This is a genomic window from Legionella sp. PATHC039, assembly GCF_026191275.1.
GTDB classification, from domain to species: Bacteria; Pseudomonadota; Gammaproteobacteria; order Legionellales; family Legionellaceae; genus Legionella; species Legionella pneumophila.
This window is the reverse complement of the sequence record NZ_JAPHOP010000001.1, coordinates 1,088,244-1,114,010: the sequence shown is the minus strand read 5'-3', so window position 1 is coordinate 1,114,010 and position 25,767 is coordinate 1,088,244. Positions and strand designations below refer to the sequence as shown.

The following is a 25,767-nucleotide window of genomic DNA, read 5'->3' as shown; positions in this document are numbered from 1 at the left end:
TGATTAATCCTTACGCATTTTTTCAGATAAAGCTATAGGTGTTGGATATTTCAATACAACAAGATACGATGAAACGATAAAAGTTAAAATAGTAGTTGCCTGGATTAAATTGGAGGCAACTTCTGAAATCAGGTTTGTACTCAAGGCGATGCTCGCAACCAATAAAGAAAACTCACTCCCCTGCCCCAAGCGAATTCCTACTTCTTTTGCTACTTGTTTTTTCTCACCAGAACGGGCAAGCAATATATAAAATAGCAACGGCTTAATAACCAGTATCAATGTTGCTAATATCACTGCCGGGATAACTACCTGAGCTCCAAATCCAAAATTAAAAGTAGCACCTATCGAAAAAAAGAACATTACAAGGAAAAAATCTCTTAATGGTTTTAAACTTTCAGCAATGAACAATGAAATTGGGCTTGATGCCAAAGCTACTCCTGCTATGAAAGCGCCAATATCTTCTGATAAGCCTATTGTTTGTGCTAAAACGGATATCCCCAAACACCATCCTATTGAGAGTAGAAAAACGTATTCCTGAGTTCTATCAAAGCGTGCCAGCAGTTTTATCAGGATGTATCTTTCAAATAAAAAAGAGAACAAGCACAGGGCAGGTAGCGCGATAATAACCAGGATGAAATCATTGATTGACAGGTTCCCATCCTGATGCGCACTATTAAGTAATATCAAAAGAACTATGGCTATAACGTCCTGCATTAAGAGTACGCTAATCATGACTTCACCAGTGTGCTGGTGATGTAAAATAGTTGTTGGTAATAATTTCAAGCCAATAATAGTACTTGAAAACATCATGGCTCCGCCCAATATCAATGACTCAGTCACCGTGAGGCCAAACCATCTGCCAATTCCGTAGGCAAGTGCAGCAAACAGAATTGAGCTTACGATTGCAATCCAGGTTACTTTTCTTAGCATATGAATCAAATTCTGGGGCTGTAAATGCAAACCTAATAAGAAAAGCAAGAATACTATTCCGATGTCACCTATCTGCTTGACAACCGTCACATCGGATACAAGTTTGAATCCCCAGGGACCTAAGATAGCACCAAGTGTTATATAAGCAACCAATAATGACTGTTTGGTGTACAATACCAAGGTAGAAAAAAAAGCAGCTCCAGCAAATATCAGAAATATAGTGTAAAATACAGAGCCATCATGCATTGATTGAATACCTCTTAAGAAAAGGTAGTTAAAATTGAATTATAAAGGCAATTTTATCCATTAATCTATTAATTAGCTATTAATTATTGTTTATTAATAATAAATTGTTGCCTTTAGTTAGAACCAAGGTGATATCTATTGATAAGAATGTCATCGATAGAGTCATAATGTGCTGGTAAAATTAACACAAGCTATGCACACATTCAGAATCAGTCTGAGTATAATGTTATACCTAAAACTATTTCTTTCCCAAACTATTCTGAGTGGTTTTTTCTTAATTCTAAAAATATAAATTAACCAGTTTTTCCACGAAACAAATTAAATTAACACAGAAAAGGATCCCTTTATTCCGTTATTTGATAATTTTGCTTTAAGGTTGTCAGCCATTGATTTGTTACCAAAAGGCCCTACTCGGACAATATAGTGCTGTTTATAGTGTTCAATAAACACCGGCGACGGTGTAATGTGAATTAGTTTCTCTTTCAAACGCTTTGCCAGGACTTCTGAGGAAAAGGCCCCTGCCTGCAAATAATAATGGCCTTGCCCAGCAGGCCCCATTAGTGTTTCAATTTCAACATGAGCAGTTCCTTTGGGAAAAACCCCCAGTTTTAATGCTGCAGCGTACGAGAGATCTATGACACGATTTGCGTGAAATGGCCCTCTGTCATTAACCTTAACTATTGCGACTTTGCCATTTTCCAAGTTTCTTACTTTGACATAAGTCGGCAAAGGTAATGTTTTGTGGGCAGCAGTCATGACATACATGTCATAGGGTTCGCCACTGGAGGTACGCTGTTTATGAAATTTTGTTCCATACCATGAGGCAATACCACGAGTTTTATACCCTGTTGAGCTTTTCATGACTTCATAAGTGCGCCCGTCAACATAATATTCAGAAGGATTACCATATCTGCTTAATGGTTCTTTAACAGGCACTGGTTCTTTAAAGCTTACCTGTTTGGCTTGTTTGGGAGCTCCATCCTGCTGTATTGTATAACGATTGGACTTGTATTTATATCGATCGTAGACAGAGTTTTTAGTGTGAGTGGTTTGGTGTTTTTTATTTGTTAGGTTGGGTTTGTCATTAGTAGTTTGGCAACTTGCTAAAAAAATTGAAAAAACAATAAGTAGTTTACGCATATTCTTTGATATTTCTTGTTGTTATGAGTTATTGCTAATATTACCAAAAAATAATAATTTTCGAAGTGCGATTAAATTAATTCACAACTTATTTAGCTTTATAAAAAAAATATTAATATTTTTAATATGCTATTTGGCCGCCTGCAAAAGGCTGTGATAAGATACATTTATTTTGTAACTATCATCAGGTAATATCATGACCAGAGCAACGTCTTTTTTATTGACGCTATTATTTCTTATTACTTTATTTGTACAGTCTACCAATTCAATGGCTGATGAAGTGCTCCCCTCCTCTGATTTGCAGAAGCCTTCTCCAACAGTCACAACGAAACCTTTTACAACTCCAGCTGCTCCATTGCTTAATGCCAAAGCTTATATTTTAATTGATGTGAATAGTGGAAAAGTAATTGCAGAAAAGAATAGTGAGGAAAAATTACCACCTGCCAGTTTGACCAAAATGATGACATTGTATGTCATTTCTAATGCATTGAAGAGTGCGCAAATTCATCTTAATGATATGGTAAGAGTGAGCCGTGATGCATGGCAGACAGGCGGCTCTCGTATGTTTATAAAAGAGGGTGATCAGGTCTCTGTTGAAGACCTTTTAAAAGGCATTATAGTAGACTCTGGTAATGATGCTTGTGTCGCAATGGCAGAGCACCTTGGTGGTTCCGAAAATGCTTTTACAGACATTATGAATCAGCAAGCTCAAAATCTGGGTATGAAAAATAGTCATTTTACAGACAGTACTGGACTACCTGATCCTAATCTATATACAACTGCTAAAGATTTGGCGATTTTAGGCCGAGCCTTAATACTCGATTTCCCTGAGTATTATGACTGGTATAAACAAAAATGGTTTACATATAACGGTATACGCCAACCTAATAGAAATCGTTTGTTGTGGCGAGATAGTCAAGTTGACGGTATAAAAACAGGCCACACCAATGATGCTGGATATTGTCTAGTATCTTCAGCAAAGCGTAATAACATGCGTCTATTAGCTGTGGTTTTAGGTGAACCCAGTGATTCTGTGCGTGCCGATGACAGTGAAAAATTACTAAATTACGGATTTAGATTTTTTGAAACACATCAATTATATAAATCTGGGCAATCAATTGCCGAATTACCGCTTTACAAAGGAACTTCTGATAAAGTTGCTGTGGGTTTAACAGAAGATCAATTTATTACGATACCTGCAGGTCAATATGAAAGATTAAATATTTCAACTAAAATTTCTAATGATTTACAAGCTCCTATAAGGAAAGGCGATAAAGTTGGCGATATTATTGTGCAATTTAATAACAATATCGTTTCAAGCAAACCGCTTTATGCTTTGCAAACAGTGGAGTCAGGTGGATTCTATACCAGAACAAAAGATTCGATAAGGTTAGCATTTAAGCGATGGTTCGGCTCCTAGGATATTTTCATAATGAATATCGCATTTGTTAACGGCAAGTATTGTTCTCAATCTGAAGCAAAAGTTTCAATATTTGATCGAGGTTTTCTTTTTGGTGACTCAGTTTATGAAGTGCTGCCTGTTTACCATGGGCAGCCTTACTTCGTAGACCAACATCTTGACCGATTATTCTCAAATATGAAAAAAATTAAGATGACTATACCAAATTATGATTGGCATGGTTTAATTCATAGACTAATATCAGAAAATAATGGAGGTAATTTACAAGTATATATCCAAGTCACACGAGGAAATCAAGGGGTGCGCAAGCATGATATCCCTACTTCCTCCACACCTTCTGTTATCGCATTCACCATGCATAATTCATTTCCCACCCTCGAAGATAAGGAACAGGGAATGTCAGCAAAACTGGTTGAAGATTTTCGGTGGATGAGATGTGATATAAAAACTACTTCTTTAATTGCCAATATATTACTGAATGATGAGGCTGTATCTTCAGGATTCCACACTGCAATTCTTGCCAGGAACGGTCTAATTACAGAGGGAAGTAGTACCAACGTATTCATTGTCGCAAAGGATGGTGTTATTAAGACCCCACCCATCAATAATTTCTGTTTACCAGGAATTACTCGGCAAGTTGTTATTGAAATAATTAAAAAATTAGATTTAAAGTTTAGAGAAACAGAAATTAGCATGTCAGAGCTTTTTTCTGCTCAGGAAGTTTGGGTAACAAGTACGACGAAAGAAGTATTCCCTATTACAAAGATTAATGATTCTTTGATTAATGGCGGAAAAGTTGGCGAATATTGGCGGATAATTAACGATTCCTACCAACAACTAGTAAACTAAATTATGACAAAAACCACTTTAATAGAATTCCCTTGCTATTTTCCTATAAAAATTATCGGAATTAACTCAGAATTATTGCTCAATGAAATCAGGCAAATTGTTATTAATCACTTCCCTACTTTTGAAAATGAACATTTAACTCATAAAACGAGTGAACAAAACAAGTACTTGGCTATTACTGTGACGGTGTATGCAGAAAATCAAATCTCGCTGGATGGATTATATCAGGATTTAAGTCAACATCCTGCTGTGAAAATGGTTTTATAATGATAATTCATAATTTAGGCATAAAAGATTATACTGAAATATGGGAGCAGATGAAGGAATTCACTGCAATCCGAGACAGTAATTCTTGCGATGAGCTTTGGTTATTAGAGCATTATCCTGTGTATACTCAGGGGCAGGCAGGTAAACCAGAGCATGTACTTAATCCCAACTCTATAAAAATTGTGCAATCAGATCGCGGCGGACAAGTTACATATCATGGCCCAGGTCAACTAGTAGCCTATGTTTTAATGGATATTTGCCGCAGAAACCTGGGCATAAGAACTTTAGTAGTAAAACTGGAAGAAATATTAATTTCGGTTTTAGAACATTATAGAATTCCAGCAAACATTCGCAGTGGGGCACCAGGAGTTTATGTAGGTGAAAAAAAAATCGCATCGATAGGACTGAGGGTGAAAAATGGGTGTACCTATCATGGTATAGCATTAAATGTAAACATGGATTTGAGCCCATTTTTAGGCATTAACCCATGTGGTTTTGCTAGGATGGAAATGACACAAATGAGTCATTTCCATCCTAATATTCAGTTAGAGGAAGTAAGCCAACATTTTGTACAGTATTTTTTGACTCAATTTAAATAATAGGAAATTATGAATTTGTTAGCAGATTATGTGCAACCACTGACTTATTGGCTACAAGCAAACCCACATTGGTCCCTGTTTATTACTTTCTTAATTGCTTTAAGCGAATCTTTAGCTGTCATTGGGAGTATTATACCCGGCTCTGTTACTATGACAGCAATAGGGATATTAGCAGGTTCTGGAATCATGCGTATTGATTTGACATTACTTGCCGCTACTTTGGGTGCTATTTGTGGGGATAGCCTTAGTTATTTTTTGGGATATTTCTATAGTGATCGTTTAATTGAGATTTGGCCTTTTAGAAAATATCCGGGCTTATTGAAGTATGGTAAAGATTTTTTTGCAAGCCATGGCGGTAAAAGTGTATTAATTGGTCGTTTTGTTGGCCCATTGCGTTCTATCATTCCAGTTATTGCTGGAATAATGCATATGAAACAATGGAGATTCCTGATCGCAAATATAATTTCTGCTATCGGATGGTCTATTTTATATGTTGTGCCAGGGGTGTTGATTGGTGCGGCAGGACATGAGTTATCAGCAGAAGGAGCTACAAGGTTTTTTATCTTGATATTGGTCATTCTTGCTGTTATTTGGTTGAGTAGCCTCGTTCTCAAATGGTTATTTATTAAGTTAAATTCATTTTTGAGAAATAACTTGCATCGTTTTTGGTTAGAAATTAAGACAAGCCCCAGATTATCTAAAATATATTATGCTATCACTCCTTTTCAGGAGGAAAATCATTACAATACGGTTGGTTTATTACTTATCGCTCTCGTGATTTTTTTTCTCTTTTTAACGTTAGTTATTTTTACCATTGAAGGTCAACTACTAGACTGTATTAATGTGCCTGTGCATTTTTTTATGCAAAGCTTTCACAGTTCCTTACTTGAAGCAGTTTTTATTGTATGTGCTCAATTAACAAGTAAATCAACTTTAGCTGGGTTATTTATCGCTTCTTGTATATGGTTTATTTATCATAAAAATTACCGAGCTACAGTTTATTTAAGCAGCATAACCCTATTGAGCGGTATTATTGCTTTATTTTTAACTAAGATTATTGACAGCCCCAGACCGCAAGGACTATTGGTTACTTTGCCTGGTTCTTCTTTTCCATCTGTTAGTATTTCCATCGCAACAGCACTGTATGGTTTTATTTTATTTTACATAAATAGTAAGTATTCCTTAATAACCAGCAGTTTTAAAACAGTTATTTTGGTTGTGCTCGGATTAAGTGGGTTTGCTAATATCTATTTAGGTGATTTTTGGTTTTCTGATATTTTAGCTGCTTATCTGTTGGGAGTTGAAGTATGTTTGATTCATTGTTTGGTATATAGAAGGTTTAGTACTTCTGCTATAAAGAATGTACATCCTTTAATTATGCTCATATCACTACTTATGGTTATTGTATTTTCAACAGCTGTTTCAACAGTTATGAATTTTAAAGAACAGGTTCATGATCATATGCCCTATCACAAGGAGTTTACTTTAACAGAAAAACAATGGTGGGATCAGCAAAGACCTCTTTTACCTTTATATAGGTTAAGCAGAATTGGAAAACGAATAAGTCTATTAAATATTCAATACATAGGTGATCTGGATGCATTGCAAAATAAGTTAGAACAATTTGGTTGGGAACCACAGAGCGATAAAACTTTTTTTACCAGATTGTTGATGCGAATGAATAATGCACCATCAAACGTTAAACTGCCTTTACTCACTCAACTATATGAAAATAAAAAGCCAGGCTTGATAATGACGTATCAAGATAAGAAATCAAAGTTGATTTTTGATTTAACTATTTGGCAATCGAACTATTATTTATCTAAGCCTAAAAGAATTGTGTGGATAGGCTCCATTCATCAAAATATTTTTAATTTAAAGCAAAAAAAAACCAAGCATAATTTACCACCAGTATTAAATCTATTGTCTTATGTAATCCCTGCTCTTGATGACTTTACCCTTAGAAGGCTTGTGCTATCTGACGATTTAGTAAAGACATCCGTTTTCCCTACTGCCCCCTTTATTCTTTTGATAAAAACTAAATAGCAGAGCGTCATTGATTGCAGGAAGCATGTCCTGATTTATTTATATTAGGCCTGGCTAGTAACCCATGTAAATTACTGATATAACTATGTATGTTCTTAATAATTTATATAATAAGGGATGGAATCAATGCATATCTTGGCTAAAGTTATTCACTGTATCTTTCCATTAATTGCCCTAGCACTTTTAATTATTGGAATCAAACGAAACGCGATTTATTATATTATTTCTTCGCTATGGATAAGCCTTATTTCATTAGTCATTCATTATCAGACTTCCGGGGGAGAGATTTTAGGTACTTATTTTAATTATCTTAACGCAGCAATATATACCATCAATTTGCTCGTTTTGTGTTTATCTTTGGTTTGTGTTTTATGGCATTTAAGTAATGATAATGTGGCGTTTAAAATTGTTAGCAGTTTGTTTCAATCATTTATAGTCATTGGAGCTTTATTGGTTGTAATCAATCTTTGGATTAACGCTTATTTTATCGAAAACAGGTTGATAGGAACCCCTGTGATGCAGGTAGCTCTTTTAGAGAAACCGGAATATTGTGATTACAGATATATATTTTATAAGGTGGCACTGGATGGTACTGTTCACTATCTTTGCCCTAATCATTACGGTTTAATCCCTTCGCTTGGCCAATTGTCTATAAGTCCAGATTTTATAGCATCGCAGTTATCAATACCAAGCAAAAAGCAAATACTCTTATTGCAACAAAAAAGGAGTTAAATTAGCTATTTTCTATATTTTAACAAATTGTTCTGATATTTATTATTTGATAGTATGTGTTTAACTTACCAGTATAGTGCGTCTATGAAACGATTTTTTTCGATATTGTTTATTCTTTACTGCTGTAATTTATTTGCAATGGCACCTAAGCTTAACTGGGATAAAGCGATTGACAAAGCAATAAAACGTTATGGGCTAAGAGTAGAACCGCAATTAATTTCTTATTTTTCTAAAGCCGGGGTTAGCTACCCTCCTAAAGAAATTGCCTTGCTTGCCTTCAAGTCAGAGCGTAAAGTTGAGTTATGGGCAAAAAATCCAAGCCAGGAATGGATGCATATTCATGATTACCCATTAACTGGTTTTAGTGGGCGTTTAGGACCCAAATTACGTGAGAATGATAAGCAGATCCCCGAAGGGATCTATAAATTAGTAAATTTTAATCCTTTTAGCAGCATGCACTTATCCATGATGATTAACTACCCAAATAGTTTCGATCGGCAAAAAGGTTATATGGACGGTAGGAAAGAGTTAGGGAATAATATTTTTATTCATGGAAAAAATTTATCTGTCGGATGCTTGGCTGTCGGTGACCTTGCCATTGATCAACTGTTTATCTTGGCAAGAAGAGTCGGCCTCAAAAATATTCAGGTTATTATTGCCCCTAATGACTTACGATATCAAAAGCCATCAACATCTACATTTGCTCAACCCAGATGGTTGCCCGAGCTTTATAAGCAAATAACAGAATCACTCAAACCCTTTAAAAAGACTAAATTTACTGCTTAATATAAAGATTGGTATTTTTATTTTATTTAAGTAATTTGAGTATATACTTAAATAAAATAAATAATATAAAGAATAATCATAAAAATCATATGAACACTCCGAGAAGACAATCATGGTCTCATATTGATTTGAGTGAACTAGCCAAGAATGACTCTCTGCTAGCCTGTTTGGTATTATTAACTCGATATTATCAAAATCCGTTTTCGCCTCCATCACTTATAGCTCGTTTGCCATTGGTCAATAGTAAATTGAGTGTTGATATGTTTTCGCGTGCCGCTGCCAGAGCCTCTTTGGATTCTGAAGTGAAAACTTTAAAATTAGAACAAATCACTGATTCAGATATCCCCTTAGTAGTGATTAAAAAAAATGGCGAGGCTGTGCTTCTAATACTGGATGATGATGGTAAAAGAGCAATCCTTGATCCCAAGCAACCTGATTCCCGGATTGATTTGAACCAAATTGCCGATGAGTTAAGTGGTGAAGTCATTTTTGTTGAGCAACAATATAAACCTAGCACCAGAGCACATGAAACTCTTTCCAAAGAACAAAAAAACTGGTTTTGGAAAGTTGTTATTAAATCTTGGCCATTGTATTCCGAAGTTCTTGTGGCCTCCTTGCTCGTGAATATATTTGCACTCGTTGTTCCATTATTTAGCATGAATGTGTATGACCGTGTGGTTCCAAACCATGCTATTGAAACCATGTGGGTGCTTGCTAGTGGTGTAGCATTAGTATTTCTCTTTGATATGCTGCTCAAGAGTTTACGATCCTATTTCATTGATGTGGCAAATAAACACAGCGATAAAGAGTTGTCTGCTTTAATATTTCAGCAAGTTCTCGGATTAAGTATGGCTAACAGGCCAAAATCGGTTGGTTCTTTAGCCAATACAGTACAGTCATTTGAAGTATTCAGAGATTTTATTACTTCGACTACTATGACAGTTCTTGTTGATCTTCCTTTTGTATTTATTTTTCTTTTTGTTATCTATTTGATTGGCGGGGTGTTGTTTTGGATACCTTTTTTAGTGCTCCCTACCATTTTTATAATAGGTTTATTGCTGCAATGGCCTTTAATTCGACTTACTAGAAAATCCTATCAATATGGTGCTGAAAAGCAAGCGACGTTGTTTGAGTCTCTAGCTACTATAGAGACTGTAAAGACAACTGGAGCAGAATCAGTCCTGCAATCACGGTGGGAAAGAATAATTAATGAATCTTCTAAAAACTCTATGCAATTACGTTTTGTAGCCAATACAAGTATCAGTATCACTAATCTGGCCCAACAAATTGCGACTATCGCTGTTATCATTGCAGGTGTTTATATGATCTCTGAAGGTGAGTTAACCACAGGTGGATTAATTGCCTGTACCATATTGACTGGAAGAGCATTAGCCCCTATGGCTCAAGTATCCACTCTATTTACTCGTTACTTCCAATCAGTTAATGCTCTGGACTCATTAAACAAGATTATGCAACTTGAGACAGATACCACAGAAGAATCTCGTTATCTCCACAGACCTTCTCTGAAAGGTGCTGTTGAATTTAAACAGGTGTCTTTTCATTACAAGGAAGATGAGACGAAGGTATTACAAAATCTTAATTTTAAAATTAATGCTGGTGAGCGCGTTGCAATTATAGGACGAGTTGGTTCAGGTAAATCGACTTTGGGAAAACTAATATTAAAGCTTTACGTTCCTAACGAAGGAACTATTTTGCTGGATGGCACCGATTATAACCAAATTAATCCTGACGATTTACGTCAGCAAATAGGCTATGTACCTCAGGATATTGTTTTATTTTATGGAAGCATAAGAGATAACATTTGTGTAGGCGCTCCCTTTATAAACGACTCTGCTCTTTTAGAATCCGCTGAAATAGCTGGGGTAACGAGTTTTACCAATAATCATCCCAAAGGCTTTGATAGACAAGTAGGAGAAAAAGGAGCGGAATTATCTGGAGGACAAAGACAATCTGTTGCTCTTGCTCGTGCTTTGATTATGAGCCCTAATATCTTGTTACTGGATGAGCCTACTTCTGCAATGGATGATAATAACGAAAAGCTAATCAAGAAAAATCTTAATGAATACTTATCCGATAATCGTACTTTAATTTTAATAACGCATAAGATTTCCATGCTGGAGCTGGTCAATCGTATTATCGTTTTAGAAAATGGCAAAATCATTGCTGATGGTAATAAAGAAGCTGTTCTAAGCGCCCTTAGGACTGGGGTAACGGTGAGGAAATAGTCTATGAAAAAAACTCACAGCTCAAAAACCTTTACCCATATTATTTTATGGACTTCCTTGCTTTTTTTTATTGTAGCAATTATTTGGGCTAATTATGCCATTCTTGATGAAGTAACTATAGGACAAGGAAAAGTAATTCCCTCTAGTGAGGTTCAGGTCATACAGAATCTTGAAGGCGGGATTATTCAGAATATTTTTGTCAAAGAAGGGCAAATAGTTAAAAAAGATCAAATTTTAATGCAAATCGATAATACTCGGTTTATGTCCAGCTATGCCGAAGCAGAGAAAAAAATTGATGCATTGGAAATAGAAATTATAAGGCTTAATGCTGAAATTAGTGATACAAAACCTGTGTTTCCAGATAAATTTATCAAAACCTATCCTCATCTTGTGCAGGATCAGTTGTCTCTGTATGAATCACGGATGAGAGAGTTGAATCAACTGAAAAAATCCCTAGAGTTGGCGCAAAAAGAATTGGATTTAACTCGTCCATTATTAAAGGGTGGATCCGTTTCAGAAGTAGAGGTTATTCGTCTGGAAAGATCAGTAAGTGAAATTAAAGGAAACATTGAGAAGTTCAAATCAGAAGAGCTGGATAAATTGAATAAAGCCAGAACAGAGTTGTTTGCCCTGGTTGAGGCGAATAAAGCAGATAAAGATCGTTTAACAAGGACCACAGTTCGTTCTCCAGTTTATGGTATTGTAAAACAAATTAAGACGACAACGATTGGTGGTGTAGTTCAACCAGGTAGTGATTTACTTGAGATAGTCCCGCTTGATGATACTTTATTAATTGAAGCAAAAATACGCCCTTCTGATATTGGTTTTATACACCCAGGCCAAAAGGCCATGGTTAAAATTACTGCTTATGACTTTTCTATCTATGGTGGGTTGGAGGGTGTTGTAGAGCATATTAGTGCCGATACTATTATTGATGAGAAAACAGATAAAAAAGAAGAAAGCTATTATATAGTTAAAGTGCGAACAGAGAAAAATTATCTGGGAACTGAAAAAAAACCATTGCCTATCATTCCGGGTATGCAAGCTACAGTTGATATACTTACAGGTCAAAAATCCGTTCTTCAATACCTTTTGAAGCCCATACTTAAGGCTAAGCAATCAGCACTTAGAGAGCGTTAATCAGTGTGTAAACCATTTTGGAAATGCTGTGTGTTACAATTCTGTGAGAATGTCGTGCGCGTGCGATAAATAAATAGTCTATTATTATATTGATAACACGTTTGCAAGTAAATCACTACCAGGGATGTTATATTATGACATCAATACTACTCCCTAAATTATCTGGTTCTTACTACATTTCACTTTATTTAACGATAGTTTTTTCCACATTAACACTTTTATTGGGACTATCTGTTATTATTGGTTGGTACAGCGGTATTGTCTTTTTAATTCAATACTACCCAAATACAGTAGCCGTTGTTTATAATACTGCTTTGTGTTTCATAGCCTTATCTTTTTCTATTTTTTTATTTCTAAATTACCATTACAAGTCAGCAATTATATTGAGTTTAGCTGTTTTCATTTTATCTGGTTTAGCTCTAGCTCAACATGCTTATAGTATCAATCTTGGGATTGACGAAATATTCTTTCATCACTACCAGTCCATTCAAAATGCTTTTCCTGGCAGAATGGCTGCAAACACGGCTTTTTGCTTTTTATTAATTGCTGCAGCACTTATCTTGATGAATTTCACTGGTAATCGGTCACTAAATAATTCTCTGGCAGGGGCACTTAGCTTATTAGTATTTTGTTTAGCAGTATTGTTCATAAGTGGTTATTTTTCAGATATTCAACAGGCTTACAAATGGGGCAACAAAACCCCTATGTCAATCAACACAGGAGTTGGTTTTTTGTTGCTCTCTTCAGCGATGATGGGTTTATATTGGCACCATAATATCATCTATCAATTAAATTCTAGTATTGCAATGCCCTACTTGGGCTCATTTTGCATTATGCTTACTTTTTCCTTGCTATCATTTGAAATTTTTAAAAAAGAAAAAGAACTAAATTTAAGCACTAATTTATCTCTCACTACGTTAGCTTTAGGAATTCTTTTTTCCATTTTATTTGGATTAATCATTAGATTATGGCAATTGGCAAAAATATCAACTGCAACTGCCAAATACGCATTATCAGAAGTTAACGCGACATTGGAATCAACTGCGGATGGTATTTTGGTAGTGGATAGAAAAGGTAACGTAATGAATTACAATAAACGCTTTTTAAGTATGTGGTATCAAAAAGAGAGATTTCTGAAAACGATAAATTATCATGATATACAGCTGATGATTAATAAACAATTAATCAATCGAAGAGAAGCAATCCAAAGAATTAATAAGATCTTGAAAAATCCAGACTATCAACAGGCATTTGAATTAAAACTTAAAAATAATACATATTACCACTGCTATACTCAACCACTAAAATTGGATGATGAAATCATTGGGCGTGTTTGGAGCTTTAGGGATATTACTATTCCTAAAAGGCTTGAAATGGAGCTATCTCACCAATCTACACATGATACGCTCACTAATTTACCTAATAAAGTATTGGCTATTAGCATACTGGGATATGCAATGAAAACAGCTGTTAGTAGTAAGAAAATAATAGGAGTGTATTTATTAGATTTAGATCGATTTACACAAATCAATGATGTATTTGGGCACAGCAAGGGAGATGAAATAATAAAAGCTATTTCAAAACGGTTAATTGATTGCATGCCGATGAACCATGTGCTTGGACGACTTAGTGGTGATCAGTTTATTGTAATTGCCAGTATTAACAATAGCAAAGAGGTTGTTACTGGGGTCTCGCGATTAATGAGTGCATTTCACGAACCTGTTAAAATGAACGGTCATTGTATTAAAATGAGTTGCAGTGTGGGGATTTCGTTTTATCCTAAAGATGGAGACACAGTGGACACACTATTATCCAAGGCTGATATTGCACTGTCTCGAACAAAAATTGAAGGTCGTAATAGTTTTCAATTTTATACTCAAGAAATGCATAGCTATACCTTAGAACACATTTTACTGGAAAGTGAGTTAAGAAATGCAGTGGCAAAAAATGAATTTGTTTTGTATTACCAACCAATTCTAAAATTGAGTTCTTTGAATGTGATTGGTTTTGAAGCTCTAATTCGCTGGAATCACCCTGGAAAAGGATTAATTCTTCCTGACAAATTTATTCCTCTTGCAGAAGAAATAGGAGTAATTGGTGAAATTGGTGATTGGGTGTTCGCCAGTGTATGCAAACAGATAAGGGCATGGCAAATCCAAGGGTTTAACAATTTAAAAATTTCAATCAATATTTCACCAAAACAGTTTAAGTTTAAGCATCTTCCTGAAAGAATTAATGAACTATTATCCGAATTTCAAGTAAAACCAGAATTTATAGAATTGGAATTGACTGAAAATATATTAATAGATAAGTCTACTGACATTATGGATATTTTAAGTGAATTAAAGGAAATGGGTATCCAAATTTCAATTGATGATTTTGGTACTGGTTATTCTTGCTTAAGTTACTTAAAAGACTTACCAATTAATGTTTTAAAAATTGATCAAATCTTTGTTAAGGATTTAAAAAATAATCAATCCAACCAAACTCTAATAAAAGCCATAATTGCGATGGCAAAAAGTTTTAACTTGAGTTTGATTGCAGAGGGAATTCAAAACAAACACGAACTTGTCTTTTTACAAAATCTAGGTTGTCATTACGGTCAAGGGTACTATTTTTATCATCCCATGCCACCTGAAAAATGTATGCAACTTTTACAATAATTTATTTACTTGCCTCATGATCCGGATGAACGATAAAAATCCCTGGCGCATTACGTAAGTACTCGTGATAATCCATACCGTAGCCAAAAATATAATGATCCTCTACTTGTAAACCGACATAATCAGCCTTTTGCAAACCATTGGGGACACGTTTACGATATTTATCAACTAATACAGCACTATAAACTTCCGCAGCACCCATGGCTTTGATTTCATTAATTATGGCAGCCAAGGTTATACCACCATCAAGAATGTCATCTACGACTAGGACTGTTCGTCCTGCGAGATTGCTTGATGGCCTCACTTTCCAAAGAATGTCCCCTCCCGTTAAATCACCTCGATAACGCGTAGCATGAACATAATCCACCTCTAGAGGAAAATCCAAACGATGCAATAGATTACCTAATGGAACTAGACCTCCTACCATCACGCAAATAATTACAGGGTTTTTATCCTGCAGTGTTTCATGAATTTTTATTGCCATCCTGTCCAGTGCTGCTTCAACTTCATTAGATGTGTATAAACAGGTTGATTTTTCATATACAGCTTTAATTTTATCAGGAATAGTCATTTATTAATTTCCTTAGAAGTTGTTTATACAGGCTAAACGAAGTTAATCTTTTATCTTCCCTGCTCCAGGGAAAGGTCTTACTTTATTGCCATGGCTCAAGTTATCTTTGACTTTTGATGTCCCTTGTTTTGAAACTTCATCAATGCGAAATATGGAATGTACAGGGATAAAAATGCGCTTAACATCACAAAATTCCATTTTAAGTTTTTCTTCAGACGGATCAACTACCAGTGACGTTTGCTCTCCAAAAACCAACTCTTCAACCTCCAGAAAACCAAACATATCGCTTTCTTTTATTGAACGAGCATAGATTTCATAAATTTCGTCCTGATTAGCAAAACTGATTTTGAATAGCGATTTTTTTGTCATGAATCTAACCTTATCTAAAAGCAGGATAAAGTATACAAAAAGTAAGGGTGTATCTTCAAATATTTAAAGCAGTTTAGTCGTCTAGAGCTTATTGTTAGCTCCAAATTTATTCATTTAGACTTAATGGTGACAATAATTTAACCTCTTTCGTATGTGGAATATTAATGAAATATAAGTGTATCTAATTTATTGCTGGCTGTAAGGGCGAGTCATACTCTTTTTTTACCGATTCTATGGCAGGTTCGATTGTGAGCGATGGGCTGATGTACTCATATTTTTGAGTGATATAACAATAAAAGCCAGAAGGAAAAGGCCATATCATTTTGCCAATTTCATCAAAAAAAGTTAACTTTTTAATTAAAGATTGGCTATTTACTGGTGGTATATAGCAAAAATTAGTTAAAGAACACTGTTTGTAGCCTCTTTGTAGGAAAATTCTGTTAAGATTGAAAGCTGAACGCAATTTTACCGTTCGATTACCATAACAATTAAGTAATCCCCATTTCATAGCCCCTCCCCATAAACTCCAAGGGTTAATGCATAAGAATATGAGAAATCCCATAGGCTTCAATATTCGGTCAATTTCATCAATTAAGCTAAAATTGTTTCCAAACGGCTCTAGTGTTAAGGGTACTATAACACAATCCATAGTGTCTCTATTCAGTGGTAACTGATTTAGCGAACACTCAAGATGGATTCTATTTTTAGAAGAAAATGGTGATGCTATCCATTTGTGTTTAAAATCAAGAAGGTTTAACCATGGATTTGTAGCACAGTCTCCAAGCTGTAGTAAGGTCTCTCCTTTTAAGAACTTTTTTACTGGTTCTAATTGATCTGTAAATTCTTTAGCAACAAATACTCCTAAAGGTGATTGGAACCATTCGTATAAAGTGCCATAATGTTTTATTTGATGTTCAATCAACAAAATGTGACCTTTAATTTATTACCTTTTATTAACTACAATACAACGAGTTTTAGATGCAAACAATTTAAATCTTTCAAATTTTTTATTATTTCCAAGAGAGTTGCGTTATAGCGTGTGTTTGCAAAAAATTGATATGGCAAAGTAACCAGAAATAGGATTTAGGGGCTGTTCCAAAATACCGGGTTTTGTTCGAAAAACCATGCAATTATAAAAAAATTTAACTATATTTAAAACTAAGATACACTTTGAATAAATGAAATGGCTCTAGCTACAGAAGAATATAGATTACAGGGAATCGGCCAGCTTCTCGTGCTGGAAAAGCTGCTAGACAAAACAAAAGCAATTGAACTACACAAGCTGGCAGCAGCAGAAAAGATATCTTTGCTGCAATACATTGTAAAAAATAAAATATTATCTGCTGAACAAATTGCACTGACGGCTGCTCAAAATTTCGGCGTACCCATGTTGGATATTCATTGCATCGATGTGGACACCATTCCTGCCAATCTGGTTAATGAGAAATTAATTAAACGTCATGCCATGGTTCCTCTTTTTAGTCGCGGCACCAATTTATATCTCGCAACAGATGATCCAAGTAAACAAGCTTCATTAAAGGAAATTCAATTTCATACTGGATTAAATACTCATGCGATAGTTGTAGAAACAGATAAGCTTAGTGCTCTGATTGATAACCTGTTAACAGCAAAGGAAAGTCAGGGCCTATCAGAGTATGTTGAAGACTCTGGAGATCTGGAAGGTTTGGAAATACGTGCTGATGATGAAGATCAAGATATTGATACTGCAACATCAGTAACTGATGATGCACCTATCGTAAAATTCGTCAATAAAATTTTATTGGATGCGATAAGGCAAGGGGCTTCTGATATACACTTTGAGCCTTATGAACGAGAATACCGAATCAGGTACAGGCAAGATGGTATTTTACATGAGGTCGCTACCCCTCCCGCAAGCTTGTCATCTCGTATTACAGCACGCATCAAGGTAATGTCTAATTTGGATATATCAGAACGGCGTATCCCCCAGGATGGTGGCTTCAAAATGAAAATTTCCAAGTCACGAGCAATTGATTTCAGAGTGAGTACATGTCCAACCTCGGCTGGGGAAAAAGTGGTTATGAGGGTTCTTGATTCTGGTGCTGCTAAATTAGGTATTGAAGCATTAGGATTTAATCCTGTTCAGCGAACAAATTTCCTGAAAGCAATCCAGCGCCCACAAGGGATGATTTTAGTCACTGGCCCTACGGGTAGTGGTAAAACAGTCACTTTATATACGGCTTTAAATATATTAAATACAATTGAGGTTAATATTTCAACAGCTGAAGATCCAGTTGAAATCAAAGTGCCTGGTATCAACCAGGTTAATATTAATCCTAAAGCTGGCCTAACCTTTTCCGGTGCATTGCGTTCGTTTCTAAGGCAAGATCCTGATATTATAATGGTTGGTGAGATACGTGATCTTGAAACAGCAGAGATTGCTGTAAAAGCTGCTCAGACAGGACATTTGGTTCTTTCTACTCTTCACACAAACAGTGCCGCTGAAACTTTAAATCGTTTAGTAAACATGGGAATACCTACTTTTAACATCGCGAGTTCGGTTACCTTAATTATTGCGCAAAGGTTGGCAAGAAAATTATGTAATCAATGTAAGGCAGTGCGAGATGACTTTACCAATCAAGGCTTGATTGAACTAGGTTTCAAGGAAGCTGATTTGATTAATCTTAAATTATACAAAGCAGTTGGTTGTGAGCAATGTACAAGTGGTTATCGCGGGAGAGTTGGGTTGTTTGAGGTTTTACCGATGACGAAAGAGCTTGGCCAATTGATTATGTCAGGTGGTAATTCGCTGGATATATTAAAGTTAGCTCAATCAGAAGGTATGCTGACTATCTTTCAATCGGGTATAGAAAAAGTTAAGGAAGGAATCACGACCATAGAGGAGGTCAATCGGGTAACCGTTGATTAATTTGGATGGATAAAAATAGCCCCCCACTATTAACCTTTCATTATCAAGGCATTAATAAAGCCGGTCAAAAAATGGAGGGTGATATTCAAGCCAGAAGCTTGGCAATAGCTAAAGCTGATTTGCGTAAGCAAGGGATTGTTACCAATAAAGTAGTAAAAAAAAGAAAACCCTTGTTTGATAGAAAAAATAAAAAAATCACACAAGCAGATATTACAGTGTTTAGCCGCCAATTAGCGACGATGATCGAGTCTGGAATACCATTAGTGCAAGCGTTAGATATTGTTGCCAAAGGACAAAGCAATAAAAGACTTAAAGACTTAATAGAAACAATTAAGCACGATATCGAAACGGGGCTAACGCTGGCAGAATCCTTAATTAAACATCCAATCTATTTTAATGAATTATTTTGTAATCTTGTCGATGCAGGTGAAAAATCAGGCTCATTAGATATCATGCTTGACAAGGTTGCAACGTATAAAGAAAAAATTGAAGTCATAAAAAAGAAAATAAAAAAAGCTCTCACTTACCCAATTGCTGTTATGGTTGTCGCACTTTTGGTTACTGCGGGATTATTAATCTATGTGGTTCCTCAATTTGAATCTTTGTTTAAAGGATTTGGAGCTGACTTGCCTGCGATGACTAGAGCTGTGATCACTATGTCTGAATTTATGCAGGCTTATTGGTATATTATTTTTGGAGTTTTGGGTGGGGTTGTCTATAGCTTTTTTTATGCTAAAAATCATTCTTTGGAGTTTGCACAAACCATTGACAGAGTGATGCTAAAATTCCCTGTAATTGGCCCTATTTTAGAGAAAGCAGCAATTGCTCGATTCGCGAGGACACTATCCATTACTTTTGCTGCTGGTTTACCCCTGGTTGAGGCATTGAAATCTGTAGCTGGAGCGACTGGGAATATTATTTATGCCAAGGCGACTGATAAAATCAGAGAAGAAGTTGCAACAGGGCAGCAAATGTTTATTGCTATGGAAAATACTCATTTATTTCCGAATATGGTAACTCAAATGGTAGCAATTGGTGAGGAATCAGGTGCCCTTGAAAAAATGTTAAGCAAAGTAGCTGATTTTTATGAGGAAGAAGTAAATAATGCTGTAGATGCCCTGAGTAGTTTATTGGAGCCGATAATTATGTCAATATTGGGTATACTGGTTGGAGGATTGGTGGTGGCTATGTATTTACCTATTTTCAAACTGGGTTCTGCTGTTTAAACAGATCCTATTTAATTTAATCATACAATATAGGCAAACGTGTCAATGATAAATGCACTAATAATCAATTATCCATGGTTTATGTATTTAGTCGTTGGACTCTTTTCTCTAGCCGTTGGAAGTTTGCTTAATGTGATAATCTATCGCTTACCAATTATTTTGCAGGAAGAGTGGAAAGAGCAATGCTGTGAGCTATTCCATCTTGAACAGCAAAAAGAAAAAATAAAACTTAATTTATTTTTACCAAGATCTTTTTGCCCTCATTGTAAAGCAATGGTTAAAGCGTGGCAGAATATTCCTCTGTTAAGCTATATTTTGTTAAGAGGACGCTGTTACCAATGTGATAGTTCAATTTCAATTCGCTACCCTTTTGTTGAGACTCTGACCACAGTTTTATCCTTATACGCCAGTTGGCATTTTGGGTTTACAATACAACTATTATTTGCTTTATTAGCTATCTGGATATTAATATCACTTGTTTTTATTGATCTTGATCATCAATTACTCCCTGATAGCCTCACTTTAGGGCTCTTATGGATTGGCCTTATCGCTAATACCCAGAATATATTTGTTAGTCTTGACGTTGCTGTATTAAGCTGCGCTGGCGCCTATTTAGCCTTATGGTTATTCATTAATCTGTTTTATCTGATGACAGGTAAAGTAGGTATGGGGCATGGGGATTTCAAATTATTTGCAGCATTTGGTGCATGGCTTGGATGGATGTATTTACCATTAATTCTACTAACATCTTCAATAACCGGGACTATCATTGGTTTGATTTATTTAAAGATAAATGGTAAATCAAGAGATACTGCAATACCATTTGGCCCTTTTCTTTGCATTTCTGGATTAATAGCTATGTTTTGGGGAGACTCGATTATCAATTGGTATATAGGTTATTGGATGTAAAATGTTGATTAGCTTAGCGCAACCCAACAATAAATAGAGACCACACGCCTAAAATCACATGAGAAACGGATACTCCCAAAAGAGATTTCTGTCTGTGAAATAACCACCCTCAAAAAAGTCCAGCGATAAAAGTTAATGAGGCAAAGGTTAGCCCCAAGTGAGTGTGCATAGTTGCAAAGATTAGATTGGACAGAAAAATTCCATTCCATTGACGAAATAATTTTTCTCCAGGTAAAAAATGAAAAAAGTAGATTGTAACGCACTTCTGGCCATTAGCTCTTGAATGGGGGCAAAAAGGCTATATAAAAAAATCATAGCAAAGTAATATTCCCAATCCACTTCAGTATTTACCAAAAAGCGTTTTGTTCCTGAAAATATAGGGGTATTGTCCTGATGATCGATACCTATTATAAAAAAAACCTTGATAATTAGTACAAAAAGCATAATAGGAATTGTAAAAGCTAATGCCATCCAAGATGGTTTTTCCCCAATCTTTCGCAGTGATACCAAATCTGGAATATGGGAGACCAGTAAAGTGCATTGCAATGAGAATTGTTACAGCAAAGATTGAGATTAAGCAGATTGATAGTACGGTAGTGATAGTTACCTGATGTATTACAGTAACCAGGAAATGTAGAGATAAAGTATAGAGGCAAATAATTCATAGTAGAGCTATGATAAATACCCCCAATGTATTGCGCCCTGATGCTTCTTTGAGAGCCATTTCTCCTACAACATCATCTTTTGATAAGGTTGCAAGAATATGGATATTATGCTCAACAAACTCATCGATAGTTTTTTTAAATATTTCGGCAACACCATCGATTATAATAAAGAATGAGTCAGCGAGATTATTTTCATTATAAACAATGCTTCCAGCAGTATAGTGCTTATACTGACCAATTTTTGAAAAACTGGCAAGTTCATCTTTTAAGAAACCAATCGTTATCGATTGGTAACTTCCCATTAATTCAGTATACAATTGATTGGAGTTGCCATTATCTTTTTTAGAAGCATCATTTTGGTTCATTGCTATTTCAATCCTAAATATGCAAGTCCTCATTTACTCTATTTAATGCAATGACAATATATAATTCATAAATAATTTTTGATTAAGGAATTAATAATGAATAAATTTCAAGATGTTCCTTTTCTTCTTTGCATAATAGCTGAGAAAAATTCTGGTTTATTTAATCCCATTGATGCAAATATTTGAGGTATTTTATCCCAACTTCCCTCTTGTTCAATACTGTCGACAACCAACTCGAATCCAGCACTTTTATCGCTTTCAACACCCCAGCCATTGATAATACATAGTCCTCTTAATCTCTTGGCGCCTACATGTCCCAGTTTTTCAGCTGCGATTAAATGTGCATGGGCCTCATCAAAAAGTTGCTGTGCTCTTTTTAAGTTGGCTTGACTATTAAATATTCCTTCATTATCCAGTTTTTGCCTGTATTTTGCTTCGTCCAGAAAAATTTGGCCTAGCTGAAAATTAGCTGCCGAGTCATCGAGATTAGCTGCTGCTCTATAACACTCAATCATCATGATTTCTGCGTAAGGGTATTTTTTATGATTCTTTAATTTTTTAAAAATTGTAGCTAATTCAAAATAATAAAGGATTTCTTTTTTAAGAACTTCATCCCCAGGTTGATTACTTACTCTATTGGCTTGCATAGCTTTGATTCTTTTTGTGATTTTTCTTATTTTCCATCGTTTAAAGATAAACATGCCCTACTCCCTCACCTAAGCTGTTAGGTCAAATAATATTTGTAGTAAAAAAATTATTGCAATAATTAAAACCATTAAGAGAATGATTTTCAATCCCAATATCGTCGAATCTCTCCCACGAGCAGTAGGTTTAGAAGGTGATTTTTCTTGCATACTTTCTAAAGGTTTTTCCTGGGGTTCTAAATAACTTTTATCAATATAGTTAGAGATGTAATAAGAAAGATAACCCATAATTATACTTGGTGTAAAAAAGATAAGCCAAACTAGTGTTTTACTAGTAATAGGGCTGAAATAATACTCATCTTCCCCGTATGCTATCATGTTACTAATAAAATCGGGGATATCGTAATCCAATTGCCAAATTAAGAAAGGTACAATATAAACGCTAAAGAAGAATAGACCCAAGGAAGTTACAAGGCAGATAATCCCTAGAATATGTAGTTTGCTATTCTCATATATATTATGCTGCATAGTGTTCCCATGATTGGATTTGTAATATTATTATTTTTAAGATAGCAGATGGCTATTAATAAGTACAATTGCTATTTCCATTTATAATTTAAATATTATTTATTTATTAATCAATGAATTAAAAAGGCCACTTATGAAACGTTATGTTTTTATGCTTTCCGATGGTACAGGAATTACGGCTGAGACATTAGGTAATAGTCTGATTACTCAATTTGAGAATATTCAATTTGAAAAAATTACAATACCCTACATAGATTCAACTCACAGAGCAGAAAGTGTTGTACAAAGAATTAATCAATGTTTTTCAGAGCAAGGAACCAAGCCCTTAGTATTCATGACTTTAGTTGATCCAGAAATTAGACAAGCCATTAAAAAGGCGCATGCCTGTGTTTTTGATTTGTTTAGTATTTTTATTGGGCCATTGGAAAATGAGCTTGAAGAGAAATCATCTTATACAGTAGGCAGGACTCATGGAGTTGCGAATGTCAAATCCTATTCCCATCGAATTGAAGCAATTGATTTTGCCCTTTCACATGACGATGGAATAAAAACGCGTGGTTACGATAAAGCAGATATTATTCTTATAGGAGTTTCACGTTGTGGTAAAACTCCCAGTTGCTTATATATGGCACTGCAATATGGCATTTTAGCTGCCAATTATCCTTTTACAGAAGAAGATTTGGTGGGTTTTCGCTTACCAGAGGTATTAAGACCTTATAAACAAAAATTATTTGGACTAACAATTGACGCACAACGTTTGCAGCAAATTCGCTCTGAACGTAGACCAAATAGCAAATATGCCTCCGCAGAGCAGTGCAGATTAGAGGTAACAGAAGTAGAAGCCATGTACCAACGAGAAAATATTCCTTATATCAATTCAACAAAATATTCCATAGAGGAAATATCGACAAAGGTTCTTGCTATTGCCGGTTTACAAAGGAAAATATAAAACCTATTTTTGAAGGCTATGATTTAGTAAGGAGGGTTGGCTTTGCTATAAGCTTATCCCCCTCCTGGTCTGTACTAAAATCAGTACAGATAACAGATTGAGCGTGGGTGTTAGTCTTTTTAATTTACCATCCACATGGTCATAAAATCACTTACTTTCATAGATGATAGCGTGTTGGTGTCGCTCATGGCATGAATAATCTTTTCAACCATGTCAGTAGAGAATCTTGTACTCAAATTACGCTTGAATTTAGACATTAAAACGGGAATTCCCTCTTCTCGTCTCCGTTTATGACCAATAGGGTATTCTATAGTTATTAATTCACTTTCTGAGCCATCTTTAAAGATGATTCGCATGCTGTTAGCTATAGAGCGTTTTTCCGGATCATGATAATCTCGTGAAAACTGTTCATTTTCAGTTACATGCATTTTAGCTCGTAAAGTATCTATTCTGGGATCTGCGGCAACGTCGTCTTCATAATGCTCTGCCTTTAAATCACCAAAGAGAAGTCCTACTGCAACCATATATTGCAAGCAGTGATCTCTGTCGGCAGGATTATATAAAGCACCTTGCTTACTTATTATTCTTATTGCTGACTCATGTGTGATTAATTCAATTCTAGAAATGTCCTCTAACCTATTTTTTACTATAGGATGTAATTTTACTGCACATTCGACAGCGGTTTGTGCATGAAATTCAGCAGGATAAGATAACTTGAATAACACATTTTCCATCACATAGCTGCCGTAAGGGCGTTGAAACTTGAATTGTTTTTTACCAAATAGCACGTCATAAAATCCCCATGTTTGTGCGGTCAAGGCGCTTGGATATCCCATTTCTCCTGCCTTGGCAATTAAAGCCAAACGAACCGCACGTGAGGTAGCATCTCCTGCCGCCCATGATTTCCTTGAACCTGCATTGGGAGCATGTCTATATGTTCTCAAGCTTTGTCCATCCACGAAAACCTGCGAGAGAGTTCTTAGCACCATATCGCGATCTGCTCCAAACAAGTAAGCAGCAACAGCGGCACTTGCTACTTTAACTAATATGACATGATCGAGGCCGACGCGATTGAAGCTATTTTCCAGGGCCAAACAACCTTGAATTTCATGTGCTTTAATCATTGCCGTAAGTACATCATGCATCAAAATGGGAGGACGTCCATGATTACAATTTTTCCGACACAAATAATCGGCAACAGCCAAAATAGCACCCAAATTATCGGAGGGGTGCCCCCATTCTGCAGCGAGCCAAGTATCATTAAAGTCTAGCCAGCGTATCATCGTACCGATGTTAAAGGCAGCTTGAACCGGATCCAGTTCATAATTAGTACCTGGTACTCTCGCGCCTCCAGGAAGAGTTGCTCCCGGTACTATAGGTCCCATTAATTTAGTACATTCCTGAAAGTTAAGGGCCAATATGCCACAACCGAGTGTATCCATTAAGCATAATCGTGCAGTCTCATAGGCTTGCACACTATCAATTTCTTTATTTAATACAAAATCAGCTATATCTGTTATAACCTTATCATAGTCTGGCTTAACATTATCCTCTACATAATTGTGCATA

General features: G+C 35.5%; 24 protein-coding genes. 14 read left to right on the top strand and 10 right to left on the bottom strand.

Features of this window, described 5'->3' with window-relative positions; genetic code table 11:
* Positions 1-3: 3 nt before the first annotated feature.
* Both OQI99_RS05030 and OQI99_RS05025 read right to left on the bottom strand, forming a co-directional pair.
* Complete coding sequence (locus OQI99_RS05030; RefSeq protein WP_265731444.1) at positions 4-1,176, bottom strand: cation:proton antiporter; 1,173 nt, start codon at positions 1,174-1,176, stop codon at positions 4-6.
* Positions 1,177-1,494: 318 nt separating this feature from the next.
* Positions 1,495-2,316 carry a septal ring lytic transglycosylase RlpA family protein gene (locus OQI99_RS05025; protein ID WP_265731443.1) on the bottom strand — a complete coding sequence of 274 codons (822 nt, stop codon included), beginning with the start codon at positions 2,314-2,316 and terminating at the stop codon, positions 1,495-1,497.
* Between the two features lie 196 nt (positions 2,317-2,512).
* Between OQI99_RS05025 and OQI99_RS05020 the strand changes: the two genes are divergently transcribed.
* From OQI99_RS05020 to OQI99_RS04975, 10 genes are all read left to right on the top strand, one after another.
* Entirely contained in the window at positions 2,513-3,736 is a 1,224-nt protein-coding gene (locus tag OQI99_RS05020; RefSeq protein WP_265731442.1) for a D-alanyl-D-alanine carboxypeptidase family protein, read from the top strand.
* 12 nt (positions 3,737-3,748) lie between these two features.
* Entirely contained in the window at positions 3,749-4,585 is an 837-nt protein-coding gene (locus OQI99_RS05015) for a D-amino acid aminotransferase (RefSeq protein WP_265731441.1), read from the top strand.
* A gap of 3 nt (positions 4,586-4,588) precedes the next feature.
* Entirely contained in the window at positions 4,589-4,852 is a 264-nt protein-coding gene (locus OQI99_RS05010; protein ID WP_011213793.1) for a YbeD family protein, read from the top strand.
* A complete protein-coding gene (lipB, locus tag OQI99_RS05005) occupies positions 4,852-5,451 on the top strand; it encodes a lipoyl(octanoyl) transferase LipB (RefSeq protein WP_265731440.1) in 600 nt (199 codons plus the stop codon). The genes OQI99_RS05010 and lipB overlap by 1 nt, the downstream gene beginning before the upstream one ends.
* A gap of 9 nt (positions 5,452-5,460) precedes the next feature.
* A complete protein-coding gene (locus OQI99_RS05000; RefSeq protein WP_265731439.1) occupies positions 5,461-7,497 on the top strand; it encodes a bifunctional DedA family/phosphatase PAP2 family protein in 2,037 nt (678 codons plus the stop codon).
* Positions 7,498-7,623: 126 nt separating this feature from the next.
* Positions 7,624-8,229, top strand: a complete 606-nt coding sequence (locus OQI99_RS04995) for a hypothetical protein (protein WP_061514113.1) — start codon at positions 7,624-7,626, stop codon at positions 8,227-8,229.
* Between the two features lie 84 nt (positions 8,230-8,313).
* Positions 8,314-9,015: a L,D-transpeptidase family protein gene (locus tag OQI99_RS04990; RefSeq protein WP_195911931.1), complete on the top strand. Its 702-nt coding sequence runs from the start codon at positions 8,314-8,316 to the stop codon at positions 9,013-9,015.
* Positions 9,016-9,104: 89 nt separating this feature from the next.
* The gene (locus OQI99_RS04985) at positions 9,105-11,261 is read left to right on the top strand and encodes a type I secretion system permease/ATPase (RefSeq protein ID WP_265731438.1); all 2,157 of its coding nucleotides are present in this window, start codon (positions 9,105-9,107) and stop codon (positions 11,259-11,261) included.
* A 3-nt stretch (positions 11,262-11,264) separates the two neighbouring features.
* Positions 11,265-12,401 carry an HlyD family type I secretion periplasmic adaptor subunit gene (locus tag OQI99_RS04980; RefSeq protein ID WP_061514111.1) on the top strand — a complete coding sequence of 379 codons (1,137 nt, stop codon included), beginning with the start codon at positions 11,265-11,267 and terminating at the stop codon, positions 12,399-12,401.
* 134 nt (positions 12,402-12,535) lie between these two features.
* Entirely contained in the window at positions 12,536-15,064 is a 2,529-nt protein-coding gene (locus OQI99_RS04975) for an EAL domain-containing protein (RefSeq protein ID WP_061514110.1), read from the top strand.
* 1 nt (position 15,065) lies between these two features.
* Here OQI99_RS04975 and OQI99_RS04970 read toward each other — a convergent pair whose 3' ends face one another.
* The 3 genes from OQI99_RS04970 to OQI99_RS04960 form a co-directional block, all read right to left on the bottom strand.
* A complete protein-coding gene (locus OQI99_RS04970; protein WP_265731437.1) occupies positions 15,066-15,635 on the bottom strand; it encodes a hypoxanthine-guanine phosphoribosyltransferase in 570 nt (189 codons plus the stop codon).
* 42 nt (positions 15,636-15,677) lie between these two features.
* Entirely contained in the window at positions 15,678-16,004 is a 327-nt protein-coding gene (locus OQI99_RS04965; protein WP_061514108.1) for a DUF1820 family protein, read from the bottom strand.
* 181 nt (positions 16,005-16,185) lie between these two features.
* A complete protein-coding gene (locus OQI99_RS04960; RefSeq protein WP_265731436.1) occupies positions 16,186-16,929 on the bottom strand; it encodes a methyltransferase domain-containing protein in 744 nt (247 codons plus the stop codon).
* Between the two features lie 258 nt (positions 16,930-17,187).
* On the opposite strand from OQI99_RS04960, the gene pilB reads away from it, so the two are divergent.
* Genes pilB through OQI99_RS04945 form a run of 3 tightly spaced genes read left to right on the top strand, consistent with a single transcriptional unit; the run spans position 17,188 to position 21,047 of the window.
* Positions 17,188-18,912 carry a type IV-A pilus assembly ATPase PilB gene (pilB, locus tag OQI99_RS04955; protein ID WP_061514106.1) on the top strand — a complete coding sequence of 575 codons (1,725 nt, stop codon included), beginning with the start codon at positions 17,188-17,190 and terminating at the stop codon, positions 18,910-18,912.
* A 5-nt stretch (positions 18,913-18,917) separates the two neighbouring features.
* Positions 18,918-20,138 carry a type II secretion system F family protein gene (locus OQI99_RS04950; RefSeq protein WP_265731435.1) on the top strand — a complete coding sequence of 407 codons (1,221 nt, stop codon included), beginning with the start codon at positions 18,918-18,920 and terminating at the stop codon, positions 20,136-20,138.
* A gap of 45 nt (positions 20,139-20,183) precedes the next feature.
* Positions 20,184-21,047 (top strand): prepilin peptidase, encoded by an 864-nt coding sequence (locus tag OQI99_RS04945; RefSeq protein ID WP_061514104.1) that lies wholly within the window; start codon positions 20,184-20,186, stop codon positions 21,045-21,047.
* 180 nt (positions 21,048-21,227) lie between these two features.
* Here OQI99_RS04945 and OQI99_RS04940 read toward each other — a convergent pair whose 3' ends face one another.
* The 4 genes from OQI99_RS04940 to OQI99_RS04925 form a co-directional block, all read right to left on the bottom strand.
* Positions 21,228-21,491 carry a hypothetical protein gene (locus OQI99_RS04940; RefSeq protein ID WP_265731434.1) on the bottom strand — a complete coding sequence of 88 codons (264 nt, stop codon included), beginning with the start codon at positions 21,489-21,491 and terminating at the stop codon, positions 21,228-21,230.
* A gap of 217 nt (positions 21,492-21,708) precedes the next feature.
* Positions 21,709-22,077, bottom strand: coding sequence for a cyclic nucleotide-binding domain-containing protein (locus OQI99_RS04935; RefSeq protein WP_241495231.1), 369 nt, complete (start codon positions 22,075-22,077; stop codon positions 21,709-21,711).
* A 107-nt stretch (positions 22,078-22,184) separates the two neighbouring features.
* Positions 22,185-22,778 carry a hypothetical protein gene (locus OQI99_RS04930; protein ID WP_061514103.1) on the bottom strand — a complete coding sequence of 198 codons (594 nt, stop codon included), beginning with the start codon at positions 22,776-22,778 and terminating at the stop codon, positions 22,185-22,187.
* Between the two features lie 15 nt (positions 22,779-22,793).
* Positions 22,794-23,249, bottom strand: coding sequence for a hypothetical protein (locus tag OQI99_RS04925; protein WP_061514102.1), 456 nt, complete (start codon positions 23,247-23,249; stop codon positions 22,794-22,796).
* A gap of 133 nt (positions 23,250-23,382) precedes the next feature.
* On the opposite strand from OQI99_RS04925, the gene OQI99_RS04920 reads away from it, so the two are divergent.
* A complete protein-coding gene (locus OQI99_RS04920) occupies positions 23,383-24,198 on the top strand; it encodes a pyruvate, water dikinase regulatory protein (protein WP_265731433.1) in 816 nt (271 codons plus the stop codon).
* 119 nt (positions 24,199-24,317) lie between these two features.
* Here OQI99_RS04920 and OQI99_RS04915 read toward each other — a convergent pair whose 3' ends face one another.
* Positions 24,318-25,766 carry a bifunctional 2-methylcitrate dehydratase/aconitate hydratase gene (locus OQI99_RS04915; protein ID WP_265731432.1) on the bottom strand — a complete coding sequence of 483 codons (1,449 nt, stop codon included), beginning with the start codon at positions 25,764-25,766 and terminating at the stop codon, positions 24,318-24,320.
* Between the last annotated feature and the right edge of the window lies 1 nt (position 25,767).

Coding starts and splice junctions, on each gene's coding strand:
- OQI99_RS05030 (WP_265731444.1), bottom strand. CDS start 1,176: ATGCATGATGGCTCTGTATTTTACACTATATTTCTGATATTTGCTGGA.
- OQI99_RS05025 (WP_265731443.1), bottom strand. CDS start 2,316: ATGCGTAAACTACTTATTGTTTTTTCAATTTTTTTAGCAAGTTGCCAA.
- OQI99_RS05020 (WP_265731442.1), top strand. CDS start 2,513: ATGACCAGAGCAACGTCTTTTTTATTGACGCTATTATTTCTTATTACT.
- OQI99_RS05015 (WP_265731441.1), top strand. CDS start 3,749: ATGAATATCGCATTTGTTAACGGCAAGTATTGTTCTCAATCTGAAGCA.
- OQI99_RS05010 (WP_011213793.1), top strand. CDS start 4,589: ATGACAAAAACCACTTTAATAGAATTCCCTTGCTATTTTCCTATAAAA.
- lipB (WP_265731440.1), top strand. CDS start 4,852: ATGATAATTCATAATTTAGGCATAAAAGATTATACTGAAATATGGGAG.
- OQI99_RS05000 (WP_265731439.1), top strand. CDS start 5,461: ATGAATTTGTTAGCAGATTATGTGCAACCACTGACTTATTGGCTACAA.
- OQI99_RS04995 (WP_061514113.1), top strand. CDS start 7,624: ATGCATATCTTGGCTAAAGTTATTCACTGTATCTTTCCATTAATTGCC.
- OQI99_RS04990 (WP_195911931.1), top strand. CDS start 8,314: ATGAAACGATTTTTTTCGATATTGTTTATTCTTTACTGCTGTAATTTA.
- OQI99_RS04985 (WP_265731438.1), top strand. CDS start 9,105: ATGAACACTCCGAGAAGACAATCATGGTCTCATATTGATTTGAGTGAA.
- OQI99_RS04980 (WP_061514111.1), top strand. CDS start 11,265: ATGAAAAAAACTCACAGCTCAAAAACCTTTACCCATATTATTTTATGG.
- OQI99_RS04975 (WP_061514110.1), top strand. CDS start 12,536: ATGACATCAATACTACTCCCTAAATTATCTGGTTCTTACTACATTTCA.
- OQI99_RS04970 (WP_265731437.1), bottom strand. CDS start 15,635: ATGACTATTCCTGATAAAATTAAAGCTGTATATGAAAAATCAACCTGT.
- OQI99_RS04965 (WP_061514108.1), bottom strand. CDS start 16,004: ATGACAAAAAAATCGCTATTCAAAATCAGTTTTGCTAATCAGGACGAA.
- pilB (WP_061514106.1), top strand. CDS start 17,188: ATGGCTCTAGCTACAGAAGAATATAGATTACAGGGAATCGGCCAGCTT.
- OQI99_RS04950 (WP_265731435.1), top strand. CDS start 18,918: ATGGATAAAAATAGCCCCCCACTATTAACCTTTCATTATCAAGGCATT.
- OQI99_RS04945 (WP_061514104.1), top strand. CDS start 20,184: ATGATAAATGCACTAATAATCAATTATCCATGGTTTATGTATTTAGTC.
- OQI99_RS04940 (WP_265731434.1), bottom strand. CDS start 21,491: ATGCTTTTTGTACTAATTATCAAGGTTTTTTTTATAATAGGTATCGAT.
- OQI99_RS04935 (WP_241495231.1), bottom strand. CDS start 22,077: ATGAACCAAAATGATGCTTCTAAAAAAGATAATGGCAACTCCAATCAA.
- OQI99_RS04930 (WP_061514103.1), bottom strand. CDS start 22,778: ATGTTTATCTTTAAACGATGGAAAATAAGAAAAATCACAAAAAGAATC.
- OQI99_RS04925 (WP_061514102.1), bottom strand. CDS start 23,249: ATGCAGCATAATATATATGAGAATAGCAAACTACATATTCTAGGGATT.
- OQI99_RS04920 (WP_265731433.1), top strand. CDS start 23,383: ATGAAACGTTATGTTTTTATGCTTTCCGATGGTACAGGAATTACGGCT.
- OQI99_RS04915 (WP_265731432.1), bottom strand. CDS start 25,766: ATGCACAATTATGTAGAGGATAATGTTAAGCCAGACTATGATAAGGTT.